14 protein-coding genes are annotated in these 15402 nt (G+C 71.0%); all 14 read left to right on the top strand.

Annotated features, from left to right (window positions below; translation table 11 throughout):
- Positions 1 to 60 precede the first annotated feature (60 nt).
- The gene (locus EJ913_RS19705; RefSeq protein ID WP_127001025.1) at positions 61 to 1788 is read left to right on the top strand and encodes a terminase gpA endonuclease subunit; all 1728 of its coding nucleotides are present in this window, start codon (positions 61 to 63) and stop codon (positions 1786 to 1788) included.
- Positions 1789 to 1791: 3 nt separating this feature from the next.
- Complete coding sequence (locus EJ913_RS31750; RefSeq protein WP_185909859.1) at positions 1792 to 2013, top strand: phage head-tail joining protein; 222 nt, start codon at positions 1792 to 1794, stop codon at positions 2011 to 2013.
- Complete coding sequence (locus EJ913_RS19710) at positions 2013 to 3527, top strand: phage portal protein (RefSeq protein ID WP_185909860.1); 1515 nt, start codon at positions 2013 to 2015, stop codon at positions 3525 to 3527. The genes EJ913_RS31750 and EJ913_RS19710 overlap by 1 nt, the downstream gene beginning before the upstream one ends.
- 9 nt (positions 3528 to 3536) lie before the next feature.
- Positions 3537 to 4616, top strand: coding sequence for a head maturation protease, ClpP-related (locus tag EJ913_RS19715; protein WP_127001029.1), 1080 nt, complete (start codon positions 3537 to 3539; stop codon positions 4614 to 4616).
- Between the two features lie 4 nt (positions 4617 to 4620).
- A complete protein-coding gene (locus EJ913_RS19720; protein WP_127001031.1) occupies positions 4621 to 4989 on the top strand; it encodes a head decoration protein in 369 nt (122 codons plus the stop codon).
- Between the two features lie 13 nt (positions 4990 to 5002).
- Positions 5003 to 6058: a major capsid protein gene (locus EJ913_RS19725; RefSeq protein ID WP_127001033.1), complete on the top strand. Its 1056-nt coding sequence runs from the start codon at positions 5003 to 5005 to the stop codon at positions 6056 to 6058.
- Positions 6059 to 6128: 70 nt separating this feature from the next.
- Positions 6129 to 6437, top strand: a complete 309-nt coding sequence (locus tag EJ913_RS19730) for a head-tail joining protein (RefSeq protein WP_127001035.1) — start codon at positions 6129 to 6131, stop codon at positions 6435 to 6437.
- A complete protein-coding gene (locus EJ913_RS19735) occupies positions 6437 to 6898 on the top strand; it encodes a hypothetical protein (protein ID WP_127001037.1) in 462 nt (153 codons plus the stop codon). The genes EJ913_RS19730 and EJ913_RS19735 overlap by 1 nt, the downstream gene beginning before the upstream one ends.
- A 28-nt stretch (positions 6899 to 6926) precedes the next feature.
- Entirely contained in the window at positions 6927 to 7202 is a 276-nt protein-coding gene (locus tag EJ913_RS19740) for a hypothetical protein (protein WP_127001039.1), read from the top strand.
- A 14-nt stretch (positions 7203 to 7216) separates the two neighbouring features.
- A complete protein-coding gene (locus EJ913_RS33075) occupies positions 7217 to 8371 on the top strand; it encodes a phage tail tube protein (RefSeq protein ID WP_127001041.1) in 1155 nt (384 codons plus the stop codon).
- A gap of 137 nt (positions 8372 to 8508) precedes the next feature.
- Positions 8509 to 9300, top strand: a complete 792-nt coding sequence (locus EJ913_RS19750) for a hypothetical protein (RefSeq protein WP_127001043.1) — start codon at positions 8509 to 8511, stop codon at positions 9298 to 9300.
- Between the two features lie 17 nt (positions 9301 to 9317).
- Positions 9318 to 9506, top strand: a complete 189-nt coding sequence (locus EJ913_RS19755; RefSeq protein WP_127001045.1) for a hypothetical protein — start codon at positions 9318 to 9320, stop codon at positions 9504 to 9506.
- On the top strand, positions 9503 to 10165 hold the full coding sequence (locus tag EJ913_RS19760) for a DUF6441 family protein (protein ID WP_127001047.1): 663 nt from the start codon (positions 9503 to 9505) through the stop codon (positions 10163 to 10165). The genes EJ913_RS19755 and EJ913_RS19760 overlap by 4 nt, the downstream gene beginning before the upstream one ends.
- 2 nt (positions 10166 to 10167) lie before the next feature.
- Positions 10168 to 15399 carry a hypothetical protein gene (locus EJ913_RS19765; RefSeq protein WP_127001049.1) on the top strand — a complete coding sequence of 1744 codons (5232 nt, stop codon included), beginning with the start codon at positions 10168 to 10170 and terminating at the stop codon, positions 15397 to 15399.
- The last annotated feature ends 3 nt before the right edge of the window (positions 15400 to 15402 follow it).

A 15402-nucleotide genomic window follows, 5' to 3' on the forward strand; every position in this document is an offset into this window, starting at 1 on the left:
GCCGAAGCGCGCTATTATGCTCAAATCGAGGACGTCGCCATCGCGGCGTGACTCAACCAAATCGGCCTCCGACAAACTCGGGGCGGTTCAAACTACATCGGCTACTGCGCCGACCAGAACCCCAGCCGGGTGCTGGTCTACCAGCCGACCATCGACGACGCCGAGGACTTCGCCAAGGACGACGTCGCCAAGCTGCTGCTGTGGCCGGCGGTGCGCCGGCTGTTCAGCGGGAAGAAACGGGACGCCAGCAACACGATCCGCTCCAAACGCTTCCCCGGCGGCTGGATCAAGATCAAGGGAGCGAACAGCCCGAAGGAGTTCCGCCGCATCACCGCCGACAAGGTGCTGCTGGAGGAGCCCGACGGCTACCCGGCCACGGCCGGCATGGAGGGCGACCAAGCCGAGCTGGCGTTCAAGCGCTGCCTGACCTCGGACGAGCCGCTGAAGGCCGCCGGCAGCACGCCGACGGTCAAGGGCGCCAGCAAGATCGACGCGCTGTTCGAACAGGGCACCCAGGAACACCGCTACGTGCCCTGCCCGCACTGCGGCGAGATGCAGATCATCCAGTTCGGCAACGGCACCGGGCCGGGCATCCGCTGGGAGCCGAAGGAGGCGCCGACCCACGCGTGGTACGTCTGCGTCAACGGCTGCCCCATCGAGGAGGAAGGCGAGGGGGAGGTCGGCGGCAAGGCCTGGATGGACGAGCATGGCGCGTGGCGGGCGCACGCGCCGGAGAACTGGCCGCACCGCTCCTTCCACATCTGGTCCGGCTACAGCCAGTTTGCCCAGGCGTCCTGGCTGGAGCTGGCCAAGGAGTTCGTCCGGGTCCGCAAGGACCCCAACAAGCTGCGGGTCTTCGTCAATCAGGTCCTCGCCGAAACCTACGTGGTGCGCGGCGAGGCGCCGGAGTGGCGCCGGCTCTATGAGCGCCGCGAGGACTACCGCCGGATCCCGGCCGGCGGGCTGATCCTGACCGCCGGCATCGACGTGCAGAAGAACCGCGTCGAGGTCTTCGTGTGGGCCTGGGGGGCGGACTGGCAGTCCTGGCTGGTCGACCACATCGTGATTCCCGGCAACCCCTACGAGGCCGAGGTGTGGACCAAGGCGTCGGAGGCCATCCAGGGCCATTGGACGCACGAGTCCGGGGTGGAGCTGAGCCTGACCAAGGTCGGCGCCGACACCGGCTATGCCACCAAGCAGGTCGAGGCCTGGAGCCGCAAGCATCCCGGTCTGGTCATCCCGATCAAGGGCGCCAACAGCCTGGGCGCCCCGGCCTTCGCGTGGTCGAGCGTGCGCGAGTCCACGACGGACGGCAAGCGGCGCAAGCGGGGCCTGCGGCTCGGGATGGTCGGCGGCCACACCCTGACGCTGGAGCTGTACGGGCTGCTGGGCCTCGACCCGCCGACGGAGGACGAGGCGGCCGAGGGCGCGGTCCATCCCGCCGGCTACGTCCACCTGAACAAGCAGGCCAGCGAGGAGCTGTGCAAGCAGCTGGTCGGCGACCAGTGGATGGAGGAGAGCGGCAACTGGAAACAGGTCCACGCCACCGAGGCGCTGGACGGCTGGAAATACGCCCGCGCGGTGCTGATCGCGCTGGGGGCGGAACGCTGGTCCGCCAACCGCTGGGCGCAGCTCGCCGAAGCGCTCGCCGTCGTCGCTCCCTCCACCGCCGGGGAGGATGCCGGCGACACCGATACGCCGGTCCCGGTGCCCGCCAAACCCGCGCCGCCGGCCAAGAAAAGCCGATGGGAAACCGTCGTCCACCACAACGACTACACAGCGAGATAGCCCATGGCCACCACCCCCGAGCTGGAAGCGCGGTTGGAGCAGCTTCTCAAGGCCCGCGCCAACGACGCCCGACTGGTCCAGCGGGCGGACGGGTCGCGGGTCGAATACCGGACCGGCGCCGAGCTGGACACGGCGATCCAGGACCTGGAGAAGCGCCTCGCCGCCCGCAAGGGCCGGGCCGTCGGGCCGGTCTACCAGCGCACCCGCAGCGTCAAGGATCTCTGATGAGCAAGCCCATCCTTCGCGTGGCGGCCGGCGACGCCTCGGGGCGGACAGCCCGCCCGGTCACGCCGGCAACGCCGGGGCCGAGCAACCGGTCCAACGGCCTGGACGCGGCGCAGTACGGCGGCCGGCTGACCTCCTTCGTCCCGGCGGCCCAGCACATCAACGCCCTGATTTCCTCCTCGGGCCGCACCGTCACCACCCGCGCCCGCTACCTGCGGCGCAACAACGGTTATGTGAAGGCGGCGGCCGAGGCCTGGAAGGGCGACGTGATCGGCACCGGCTTCACCCCGACCGTGGGCGACGAGGCCCTGAAGGCGCTGTACAACCGCTGGACATGGCAGGCCGACGCCGAGGGCGTGCTGGACTTCGAAGGCATGCAGCGCCGGGCCGGGGACGAGGGCTTCGTCGTCGGCGAATGCTTCATCCGCCGTCGGCCGCGCTTCCCCCAGGATAGCCTGGAGGTGCCGGTCCAGCTGCAATTCCTGCCTTCGGAGCAGTGCCCGGCCCAGCACAATGGCACGGCGCCCGGCGGCAACCCGATCGTCCAGGGAATCGAGTACGACCGGACCGTCCGGGACCGGCGGGTCGCCTATTGGTTCCACCGGGGCAACCCGACCGACCCGACGCCGGGCGACCTCGACCCCACCACCTTGGTCCGGGTGCCGGCGCGCGATGTGATCCACGTCTTCGACCCGTCCGAGGCCGGGCAGCGGCGCGGTGTCTGCCAGTTCGCGGCCGGGATCGTCCCGGCGTGGCTGCTGGATGTCTATGAGGACGCCGAGCTGGACCGCAAGAAGGTGGCGGCGCTGCACGCCTTCTTCTTCTTCCGTCCCGATCTGCCCGACGCCGAGAACGAATCCATCGCCCCGCCGCCGCCAATCACCCTGCGGCCCGGTTCGACGGTGACGCTTCCCCCCGGCTGGGACGCGCGGCCCTCCACCCCGGCCGATGTCGGCGGCGCGTTCGAGGCCTTCATGTTCCGGGCGCTGCTGCGCCTGTGCGCCGCGCTCGGCGTGCCCTATCCGCTGGTCACCGGGGATTTCTCCAAGGTCAACTTCTCCAGCATCCGGGCGCAGTTCATCGCCTACCGCCGCCGGGTCGAGGCGTTCCAGCACGCGGTCATCGTCTTCCAGCTCTGCCGCACCGTCTGGCGCTGGTTCGTCGAGGCCGCCGCCCTGGCCGGGCGGCCCGAGCTCGCGCCCTACAGGACGGAGCTGTCCGCCATCCTGGACGTGCCGTGGCAGCCGCCGCGCTGGGAATGGGTCGATCCGCTGAAGGACGTGAAGGCGGAGAAGGAGGCGGTCGATGGCCTGCACAAGCCGTTGTCCGCCGTCTGGGAGGGGCTGGGCGAGGACCCGGCGGCGAACAAGGCGCGGATCGAGGCCGATCTGGCGTGGGTCAAGTCGCTCCGGGACAAGGGCTATCTGCCGCCGGACAAGGCGGCCGGCGCGGGCGCTCCGCCGCCGGCTGGCGGCAACCAGGACGGCGCCGAGGGCGGCGCGGCAACCGAGTAGGGCATCGACATGGCAAAATGGTACGAGATCAAGGCCGCCGCCGAGGGCAGCGGTCAATCCGCCCCCACGATCTTCCTCTATGACGAAATCGGCTATTGGGGCACCACGGCGAGGGATTTCGCCGACGACCTGAAGGCGCTTGGGCCGGTGACGGACCTCACCGTCCGAATCAACTGTGGCGGCGGCGAGTTCTTCGCCGGGCTGGCGATCAACAACCTGCTGCGCACCCACCCGGCCAAGGTCACCGTCAAGATTGACGCCTTCGCCGGCTCCATCGCCTCCGTCATCGCCATGGCTGGCGACGTGGTGGAGATGCCCGCCAACGCCATGATGATGATCCACAACGTCTCTTGGTGGGCGTCCGGCACGGCGGAAGACCTGCGTGAGACCGCCCTCATCATGGACCAGATGCGCAAGTCGCTGGTCGCCGCCTACCGGGCCAAGACCGGCCTGGATGAGACCAGGATCAGCGAGCTGCTGACCGATGGCGGGACCTGGATGACGGCGGCCGAGGCCAAGGATCTCGGCTTCTGCGATGTCGTCACCGGCGCGGTGGACGCGACCAACTTCGCCGCGGTGACCCCCGGCCGCTTCGCCGCGGTGCCCGCCGCGGTCGCCGGCAAGCTGAGCGCCACCCCGCCGCGCGCCCAATCCCCCACCGCCCCCAACGGAGACAGCATGAGCAAACCGCAGACCCCGACGGCGCCGACCGCCGGCACCCAGCCGCCGGCCGGCGCCGCCACCCCGGAGGCCGAGCTGCGCGCGCAGCTCGCCGCCGAGGCCGAGGCCAACGCCGGCAAGCGTTCCCCGGTCCCCGGCGAGACGCCGGAGGCGATGACCGCCCGGCTGCGCGCCGAGGCGGCCGAGATCACCGACCTGTGCGAGATCGCCGGCTGCCCGAGGAACGCGGCCGGCTACATCCGCAAGGGCCTGACGCCGCAGAGCGTCCGGGCCGAGCTGCTGAAGCGCGACGTGGCGCAGTTCGAGCGGAGTTCGGTCGCCCCGGTCACGGTCGAGCCGCCCGCCGCCAAGGCGGTCGCGATCGACGCCGCCGCCGCCTACCGCACGTTCAACAGCCCGAAGGCCTGATCCCATGGCAACGTTCACCGAAGGCATGCACGCGGGCGAGTTTCTCGTCTCGGAAGCCAATGGCCGCCTGTCGCGCGCCACCATCACCGTCGCCTCGGGCGCCGGGAAGCTCCAGGCCGGCACGGTCCTGGCGACGCTGACGGCCGGCGGCAAACACGTCCCCTACGACAACGCCGGCACCGACGGCTCGGAAACCGCCGCCGCCATCCTCTACGCCGGGGTGGACGCCACCGCCGCCGACGTGAAGGCCACCGGCATCGTCCGGCTGGCCGAGGTCGCCGCCGAGGCGCTGGTCTGGGCCGACGGCCTCGACGCCGCCGGCAAGACCGCCGGCCTCGCCGATCTGGCCGCCGCTTTCGTCATCGCCCGCTGAGGAGCCCGCCACCATGGCCGAACTGACCCTTGACGCCTTCAACGACGACGCCTTTTCCAACGCGACGATGACCGCCCAGGTCAACACCAACATCCCCTTCGTGCCCGGCTTCCTGGGATCGCTGGGCGTGTTCACCGGGGAAGGCGTCTACACCACCACCGTCGCCTTCGACGACGAGAACGGCAACCTCAGCCTGATCGAGACCAGCCCGCGCGGCGCGGCGCCGAGCCAGTCGAAGAACAGCAAGGGCACGACCCGCCACCTGTCCACGGTGCGCCTGGCGCGCGAGGCGGTCATCACCGCCGACCAGGTCTCGGGCGTGCGCGTGCTGGGCACCGCCAACCAGCTCCAGACCGCCGAGCGTCTGGTCTACAAGCGGGTGGAGGGGCCGACCGGCCTGAAGGCCCAGCTGGGCTTCACGCTGGAGCATTTCTATCTCGGCGCCATCGACGGCGTGGTCTACGACGCCGACGGAACCTCGGTGCTGTGGGACTATTTCGCCCATTACGGCCAGAGCCGGCCGGGCCTGACCACCTGGGACTTCGGCGCGTTCACCGCCGACGGCTCGGAGTTCGGCAAGGCCTGCCTCAAGCTGCGCCGGGCGCAGACCAAGGCGCTGAACGGCTTCTCGCTGGCCGGCGCCGCGCCGGTCGCGCTGTGCGGCGATGATTTCTACGACGCCGCGTGGGGCAACAAGGAGGTGACGCAGGCCCGCCAGCTGGCGGTCACCGGCAACATGCAGGCGCCGGAGATCATCGCCCAGCACGACGCCTACGACTCGTTCAAGTACGGCGGCATCACCTGGGTGAACTACCGGGGTTCGGACGACACCAAGGTGGCGGTGCCGGCCGACGAGGCGCGGCTCTTCGCCATGGGCGTGCCGGGCCTGTTCAAGACCTACTTCGCCCCGGCCGACACCTGGGATTTCGTCAACACCGAGGGGCTGCCGAGCTACATGCTCCAGCGCGAGGAGCGGCAGACCTCCAGCCTGCGGACCTTCGAGGTGCAGTCCAACCCGCTGGCCATCTGCCTGCGCCCCAAGAGCTTGCTCCGCCTGAAGAAGGCCTGATCCCCGTTCCCACGCCTGACTGCGAGAGGGCCGCCCCTGGGCGGCCCTTCGCGTTTCCGGAGGTCCCCGCATGAACGCCTTCGCCGGCATGCTCGACAGCCTGTTCGCCGACTCGAACATGGCGGTGGATGCCCTCTACACCCCGCCCGACGGCGGCCCGCCCGTGCCGTGCCGCGCGATGATCCGGCAGCCGGACGTGGACTGGCGCAGCGGAGGCAGCGCCATCGGCACCACGGCGCGGATCGCCGAGATCCGGGTGTCCGAGGTGGCGGCGATGGAGGAGGAGGGGCTTCTCGCCTTCGGCGGGCGGACGGCGAGCGTCCAGAAGGCCAGCCGGCCGGACGCCGACCGGCTGGTCTGGCGCCTGGAGCTGGGCTGATGACGGACCCCGTGCGGGAGCGGGTGCTGACCGCGTTCCAGGCCCTTCTCGAAACCGTGATGGTGGAGGCCTCCCCGCGCGCCATCACCGTCTACCGGGGGCGCCGCAAGGCGGTCCCCGACGAGAAGCTGCCGGCGCTGGTGATGCGGGGCGCCCCGGTCTCCTCCGACCAGGAAAGCGCGGCGGTGGTGCGCAACACCGAACGCATCACCGTGACGGCCTACACCAGCGACGCGACCGACGCCGGGCTGGACCGGGCATTGGTGGCGCTGTGGACGGCGCTCCAGCGCGCCATCGAGGCCGACCCGACGCTCGGCGGGCTCGTCGTCGACACCAACCTCGCCGACGCCGACCAGGACGCGGCCGACGAAGAGGGCATCGGCGGGCGGGGCGATGTCTTCGCCGTCTACAGCGTCGAGTACTGGACCAAGCCCGGCGACCCCTACGCCCTGGCGCCCTGACCACGTTTCATCACCCTGGAGAGCTTCCATGGACATTCCGGCCCATCGGGCGGCGGCGGTGGTGCCGACGCCTGCCCAGACCTTCGAGCGTCGCGACGGCGACCAGCTCGTGGCCATCACCGGGGAGACCGCTCCGGCGGACGCCTCCCTCGCCACGCCCCCGTTGGCCGACGAGACCGACGCCCATGGCGCCGAGCCGGACGGCGATCCGCTCGCCCTGTCCCCCACCGCCAAGCGCCGCCGGCTCGCCAGCGAGACGCCGATCGTCACCGCGCCGATCGTCACCGCGCCGCTGGCCGACTGAAGGAGCATCCCCCCATGGCCCTGCGTTCCCGCAACGCCGCCCTGCTGGCGAAGATCGAGACCACCGAGGGCGTCGAGGCCGTGCCCGTCGCCGGTCTCGACGCCGTGCTGGTCGAGAACCCGCAAATCAGCTTCAACCCCAACATCGTGCAGACCAACGAGGCCACGGGCAGCCTGGACGGGCGCGGCCCGATCGCCGGCGGCATGACGGTGCAGATCACCGGCGACGTGCTGCTGAAGGGCTCGGGCGCCGCCGGCACCCCGCCGGAGTGGGGCAAGCTGCTGAAGGCCTGCGCGTGGTCGGAGGTCCTCACCGCCGCCGCCGTTCCGGTCGCCCCGGAGGCCGCCACCGCCGGCACCGCCACCAGCTTGACGCTGGGAGCCGGCGCCAGCGGCACCGCCCAGGCCTATCGCGGCATGCCGCTGCTGCTGACCGGCAACCCGGCGGCCGGCGCCACCAGCTTCGTCGCCGACTACACCGCCGGGAAGCTTGCCGTCCTGGCGGACCGCTTCGCCTCGCCGTTGAGCGCCGGCACCAGCTATCAGGTGCCGGCCAACGTGCTGTACCGCCCGGCCTCGGTTTCCATCCCGTCGCTGACCCTGCACCTCTTCCTGGACGGCGTGCTCTACAAGGTGGTGGGCGCGCGCGGCAACGCCAGCGTCAAGCTCCAGAGCGGAAACATCGGCCGCATCAGCTTCACCTTCACCGGGATGTTCCTGGCCAAGGTCGATTCCCCGGTGCCGGCCGGGCTGGTCTACGACAGCACCCGTCCGCCGGTGTGGAAGGGCGGCAAGGCGCTGGTCGACCGCACCCCCTCGGCGATGGCCTCGATGTCGATCGAGTTCGGCAACCAGATGACCAACCCGGACAACCCGAACGCCGCCGAGGGCTTCGACCCCTCCATCGTCACGTCACGCAACATGACCGGGTCCTGCGACCCGCTGGAAACGCTGATCGCCACCCGCGACAGCATGGCCGCCTTCCGCGCCGGAACGCCGCAGATCCTCCACGCCTCCTACGGGACGGCGGTCGGCAACCGGATCGGCCTGACCATCCCGGCCGGCTTCTACACCAGCCTCGCGCCGGGCGACCGCAACGGGCTGATGACCAACACCCATCAGTTCGCCTGCACCGGCGAGGATGCCGGCGCCTTCCTCTGCCTGCACTGATCCCGAGACCCCGGCCGACACCGGGTCACCGATCGGCCCCGTTTGCGCAACGGGCCGCCGATGGGCGCCTCGGCGCCCGCGCGGGCGGGGATGTCGGCCCCGCCCGCACCCACTCCCTCAACCGACATGAGGCTTCCATGCTCCCCGTTTCCACCAAGGACGTGATCCCGTTCACGCCGCTCGTCGATCATCTCGCCATCCTGGCCAAGCTGCGCGACAGGGCCGAGGCCGACGCCGAGCGCGAGGCCTTCGGCCGTCTGATCGACGCCACCCAGGCCGAGATCGACGCCGCGCCGCAGCCGGTGTTCCGCCTGGGCATCGCCAGCCACTTCACCCGCGCCGCCTTCCGCCGCGACCTGAAGGCGGCCGGCACCACCTATCCCGGCGACGTCGCCCTGTACCGCGCTCTGCGCGAGGACCTGAAGGAGGTGGCGCCCTACAATCTGGACGACCTGCTGGCGCTGATCGACGAGGTCGAGGCCGCCTCCCAGGGCGAGGTCGATCCCACGGCCTCCGACAGGCTGGAGACCATCAAGAGCGTGGCGCGCTCGTGCGGTGGGCGCTTCGCCGCGCTGGAGGGCGACCGCGACTTCTTCATTGCCGTGGCCCCGCTCATCGCTTGCCGCCATTTCCTGCTCGGCTGGGAGGGCATCAAGGCGGAGGACGGTTCCGACGCGCCCTTCGTCCGCCGCCGCGACCTGACCACCGACGCGACGCTGGCCCATCTGTCCGAGGAGGAGCTTCAGGCGGTCGGCTTCAAGATCATGAGCCTGATGCGCCCGTCGAAGGATCTGGAAAAAAACTCCGCATCGCCGTCGCGGTCAGCCTCCAGCCGGAAGCCTTCCCCGACGGCGAAGACCAAGCGCCTGACGGCTCCGCGTGGGTCCTCTTCGGCGAACGCTTCGAGCGGAACCCCCGCCTCGACCTGACCGAGGACCATTTCGACATGGTCCAGTTCTGGCGGGCCTACCGCCCGCCGCCGGGCCGCGTCGCCGGCATGGCGGGCGGGATCATCCCGGTGGCCGGGCATCTGCCGGAGGCCGGCGGCTTCGGCGATCAGGCGGCGATCATGCTCGACGCCTTCGCCATCATGACCGCCGCCGAGGCCGAATTGCTGGCGGGAGAACCGGGATGAAGATCGTCGGCCGGATCAGCGGCGACCTGAAGGAGCTGATGAACACCCGCTTCGACGAGATCGCCGACGCCGCCCGCGCGGCGGTGCGCTCCGCCTCGGAAGGTCTCCAGGCGGAGCTGCGCCGGCAGACCGTCGCGGCCGGGCTGGGCAGTGGGCTGGAAAAGGCGTGGCGGCTGGACCTGTATCCCAAGATCAGCCGTCGCCGCACCCTCCGCCCGGCGGGGCTCGTCTACTCGAAGGCGACCCGGTTGCACGATGCCTTCGATAATGGCGAGACCATCACGGCGCGCGGTGGGAAGTGGCTGGCGATCCCGCTGCCCGCCGCCAAGGCGGCCGGGTTGGACAAGAGCCCGATGCGTGATGACTCCCGTCGCGCCAGCCCGATGCCGGCGAAATGGTCCAACGTGGTGGCCGCCACGTCGAAGTTCGGGGCGCTGCGCTTCGTGCCGATCGGCAACGGCGCCCGCGCCCTGCTGGTCGCCGACGGCAAGGCGCGGGGCGATACCCTGGCGCGCGGCGGCGCCGGCCGGGCGACTTCGATTCCCCTCTTCCTGCTGGTCAAGCGGGTGCGGGGCCGCAAGCTCCTCGACCTCGCCGCCGCCGCCAAGCAGGCGGAGGCGCAGCTGGTCGCCAACCTCTCCAACATCCTCGGACGGTAGCCATGGCGCAAAGACAGGTCAGCGTCCGCATCGGCGTCGAGGCGGACAACCTCGACGCCGTCCGCCAGAAGCTGGAGGCGCTGGGCGTCACCGTCAAAGCGGTGGGCAACGACAACTCCGTCGACAAGCTGCGCCGCTCCTTCGAGGGGCTGGAGGGGCGGCTCGACCCCGCCGCCCGCGCCACGCAGCGCCTTGCCCGCGACACCGACATCCTGAACAAGAACCTCGCCGCCGGGACGGTGACGCAGGAGCGCTACAACCAGCTGTTGGCGCGGTCGCAGCAGGCCCACGCCCAGGCGGCGGCGGGGATGGGGGCGGCCACCAGCTCCGCCGGCTCGTTCCGGGGCGCGATGGGCAACCTCGGCGCCCAGATCCAGGACGTGACGGTGCAGGCCCAGATGGGCACCAGCGCTTTCATCATCATGGCGCAGCAAGGGCCGCAGATCGCGTCCGCCTTCGGCCCGGCCGGCGCGGTGATCGGCGCCTTCGTCGCCATCGCCTCGGTGGCGGCCGGCGCGATCTTCAGCCTGGGCCAGAACGCCGACGACACCACCACCTCCTTCACCAGCTACACCAAGGCGCTTGAGTTCGCCAAGCGCGCCAGTGACGAGATGAAGGGCGCGTCGGAGGGGGTGAAGGCGGCGCTGGAGGCCGAGGGCCGCGCCGCCACCGACGCCGCCCAGAAGCGGCTGGCCAAGGCCGACGCCGAGCTGAAGGCGCTGGAAGTCGGGATGCTCGGCACGGCCGACGCGGCGTCGGCCGCCGGTGCCGCGATCACCTATCTGTTCCAGAACAGCAAGGTGAAGGAGCTGCGGCAGGAAGTCGAGGTGCTGCGCGGCACCTTGGGCCAGTACAACGACGGCGCCCGCGACGCCCGCCTCGCCACCGAACAGGGCAACACGTCCCTGCGCGACGCGCGCGGCGTGGTCGAGGATTACCGGGAGAGCCTGCGGCAGCAGATCGCCGAGGCCAAGCTGACTGCCGACGCCGAGGACCTGAGCAGCGCCGGGAAGCTGCGCGCCCGGCTGGAGACCGAAGCCCTGACCAAGGCGCGTGCGGCTGGGCGCATGGAGCTGGACGCCGGCACGCGGTCGCTGATCGACGAGCTGGTCAAGCAGCAGGAGCGCATCGACCAGCTCCAGGAGGACGAGAAGGCGTCGAACAAGGCGGGCACGGCGGCCGAGACGCTGGCCAAGCAGCGCGCGCGGGTCGTCGCCGAACTCGACCGCGACGTGGACGCGCAGAAGCGGCTGGCCGAGATCGCCGGCATGGGCGCGGCGGAGCAGCGCGCGGCCAACGAGCAGACCCGCATCGCGGCGGAGCTGGCCAAGGCCCACACGACCGAGTCCACCGCCGAAGGCAAGGCCATCGCCGCCAAGGTGAAGGAGGCCGAGCGCTGGAAGGCGGTCGCCGCCGACACCAAGACGCTGGACGCGGCCAAGACCAGCCTGAAATACGCCCAGGACGAGCTGGCGCTGAACACCCTGCTGCCGGGCGCCCGCGAGCGCGCGGTGCGCAGCCTGCAAATCCAGCGCGAGGCGACCGAGCGCTGGGGCGAGGCGGCCAGCGAGGTCAAGACGCAGTGGGTCGGCCTCCAGGAGCGGATCGCCGACACCCAGGCGATCAAGAAATTCCAGGACGACGTCCGCGATGTCGCCAAGGACATCGGCAAGGACGTGTCCGAGAACCTGTGGGACCAGTTCACGGGCGAGGCCAAGGCGCAGGACGCGCTGACGATCTTCAAGAACCTGTTCAAACGGATCGCCATCGAGGCGCTGAACGCCAACATCATCCTGCCGATCGTGACGCAGGTGGTCGGCTCGGCGCCGTCGCTGTTCGGGATCTCCAGCGCCGCGACCGGCGGCAGCGCCGGCAGCCAGACCGCCAACGGGCAGGGCGGCTCCATCGCCAACGGCGGCATGTCGCAGCTGATCCAGGGCGGCCAGAACCTCTACTCCGGGATCACCGGCTCCACGTCCTCGACCCTTGCGGGGGCCGGGACCTATCTGGCCGAAAGCAGCCTTGGGCACTCCTGGGGCCTCTCGACCGCCTATCCGATGATGACCAGCGCGCCGGTCGGCACCGGGGCCGGCGGCACGCTGATCGCAGGCGAGGCCACCAAGGTCGGTACCGCCTACGCCGCCAATTCGTCAGGAACCGCGCTGTCGAGTGGCCTCGGCGCCATCGGCGCGGCGGCGCCCTACGGCATGCTCGGCGGCATGGGGGGCGCCTACCTCTCCAACACCTACATGGGTGGGTCCAAGGTGGGTGGCGCCGTCACAGGCGCGGCTCTGGGCGTGGGCACCTATGCAGCCGGCACGGCGATCACCGGCGCCCTGGGCATGGGCGCGGCGGCCTCGGCCGCTGGCGTCAGCGGCATGGCCGGCGCCACCGCAGCCCTGTCCGCCATCCCCGTTTATGGGTGGATCGCGGCGGCGGTTTTGGCCGCCGTCATGGCGGCGGTGGGCAGCCAGAAGCCCAGCGTCGGGCCGAACGCCCAGGGCAATGTGATCGTGCAAAATGGGCGCTACGCCCAGGGGCCGAGCGCGGCGGACAACGGCGGCGACGACTCCAACGTCAAGACCGTGACCGCCGCCCTCGCGCAGGGCTTCAACACCCTGGCCGACACCTACGGCCTGAAGATCGCCGACAAGAACTTCGGCTATTGGGAGGGCGGCACCGAGGCCGCCACCGGGAACGGCGTCCACAACGACCCCAAGCTGCTGATCCGGCGGATGGTCAACGAGGGCATCAGCGCCTCGGACCCCAACAGCTCCGTCGCCAAGGCCCTGGCATCGGACGCGGCCAAGAACGTCGATGATCTCGAAACGCTCCAGAAATACCTCGACGTGGCGAAGAAGATCGACACCGCCACGGAAGCCTTCGCCGAGCTGAACAAATCGCTCGCCCAGGTGCAGGCGAGCGCGAAGACGGCGGCGGCGGACGGTTTCAAAAGCATCGACGACGAAATCAAGACCGCCGACACCATCGGCCTGGGCACGGCGTACCGGAACAGCCTGGAAAAATCGATCCGCTCCACCTTCGAAGGGGCGGTGGAGGCCGCGACGCCGTGGGAAACCGCGATGGCGCAGCTGCGCGGCTCGACCGACGCCTGGATCGAGGCCGTGACGCGGTGGAACGTCGGCGTGTCGGAAGCGGAAATCCGCGCCGACGCCGCCGCCAAGGCGACCAAGCTCCGCGCCCAGGCGATGGAGGAGTACAACGCCGCGCTCTATCAGGCGCAGGGCCGCGACTACCTGACCACGCTGGCCGGAATCGGCGCCGGGCGCGACACGACGCGGCGCAACTTCGCGGCGCTCGGGGTGGACGATGCCGCCGGCAAGGCGGACGCGCTGGTCACGGCGCAGCTGACCAACGCCATGTCCGGGCTGGGGCTCGCCGCCCTGTCGGACGTGACGACGACGCTGGGCGGCGCGGTCGGCACCTTGGCCGAGACGATGCGTCTCGCGGCGCAGGCCACGGCCACCGAGGATCTGACGGTACGGTCGCTGAAGGCGCAGGGGCGCGGGGAGGAGGCCGCCGCGCTGGAACTGTCGCTGACCCAGCAGCGCGCCTACGCCCAGGCGGTCAAGGACGGCAACGACGCCGCCTATCTGGCGGGCTTGCGGTATGTGCAAGGGCTGGACAGGGAAACCGCCGCCAAGGAGCGGCAGGCGGCTCTCACCGCCTACAACGCCGACCTCCTGGCGCGGACCTACGCGGCGGTGGGACAGGACCGGATCGCCCAGCTCCTCTCCCTCGACCAGCGGCAGGCGGTGGAGCTGTCCCAGGCCCGGACCGCCGGCCGGGACACCACCCAGCTCCAGCGGGTGCAGCTGGCCGAGCGCGAGACGCAGTCGTTCCAGTTGGCCAAGCAGGATCTGCTGGACGCCTACGACGAGAAGATCGCGGCGGAACAGGACTACATCGCCACCCTGACCGACGGCGCGGTCAAGGTCGCGCAGTCGGCCCGGCAGTTCCGCTCCGCCTTCGACGCGCTCGCGCTCAACGACAACGCGCCCCTGTCGGCCTTCGACCGTCTGGCCGAGGCTCGCCGCCAGTTCGAGACGGCCTATCGGACCATGCACGCGGCGACGGCCTCCGACGCCGCGAAGGAGGCGGCCGGGAAGGACTTGCAATCGCTGGCCCCGACCCTCGTGCAGCTGGCCAAGGGCTTCTACGGCAGCACCGACGCCAGCGATTACGACCGGGTCCGCGCGGTGCTGGCCGAGTTCGGCGACGTGTCGGCGCTGGGCGTGGACACGGCCGAGCAGCAGCTCGAAACGGCACAGGAGGCGCTGAAGGAAACGCAGCGCGCCCGCGCCGAGGCGGCCAGCTTCGGGCAACGGCAGATCGGCCTCGGACAGGACGCGGTCAGCCGGCTCAACGACCTGAACGCCACCATGCTCCAGAGCCACGCCATCATGCAGGCGGCCCTGTCCCCGCTCAACCAGCAGACCGGCACCCAGACCACCGCCACGGTGGACCGGATGCTTCAGGGGCTGACGGCGCAGACCCTGCCGGCGATCATGACCTGGGCACGGGCGCAGGGCAGCGGGACCGTCCAGGCGGTGATCGACACGGCGGACCAGCGGCTCGGCTGGCAGAACAACCCGTACCGCTACACCAGCCCGGTCGAGTTGCAGCCGGTCGGCCAGTACATGAGCGCCGACGCGTTCGCCGGGGTGATGCGCGGCATCGGCTTCACCGGCCCGATGGACAAGGCCAACAGCTGGATCGCCGCTTACAACCAGCAGACGACCTACGAGGCGGCGGTGCGGGCCTGGGCGCATGAGCATGGCGTGCCCGGCTTCGCGGCGGGCGGCATCATCCCGCACAGCCCCGGCGCCATCCCCGGCGTCGATTCCGTCCCGCTGATCGGCATGCCGGGGGAAGGCGTGGTCAACCTGCGCGGTATGGGCGTGCTGGGCGCCGACGGTCTCGCCGCCCTGAACTCCGGCCGGTGGCCCGCCAACGACCGGCGCGGCGGCTCCGTCACCGCCTTCCGCGCGGGTGGCGCTGGAGCGTCGGACGGCGGCACCGCTCCGCTGCTGGCCGAGCTGCGCCGGCAGAACGCCCTGCTGGAGCGCCTGATCGTCCTGACCGAGGAGGGCGACGCCGACAACGCCGCCGCCACCCGCGAGGGCGCCGTCGCCCTGACCAAGGCGTTCGGCGCCCGGACCGGCCGCGCCGCCGACCCGGTCGGTTCCCGCCTTCGCACCGCCAACGGATAGCCC

Source organism: Azospirillum doebereinerae (genome assembly GCF_003989665.1).
GTDB lineage: Bacteria > Pseudomonadota > Alphaproteobacteria > Azospirillales > Azospirillaceae > Azospirillum > Azospirillum doebereinerae.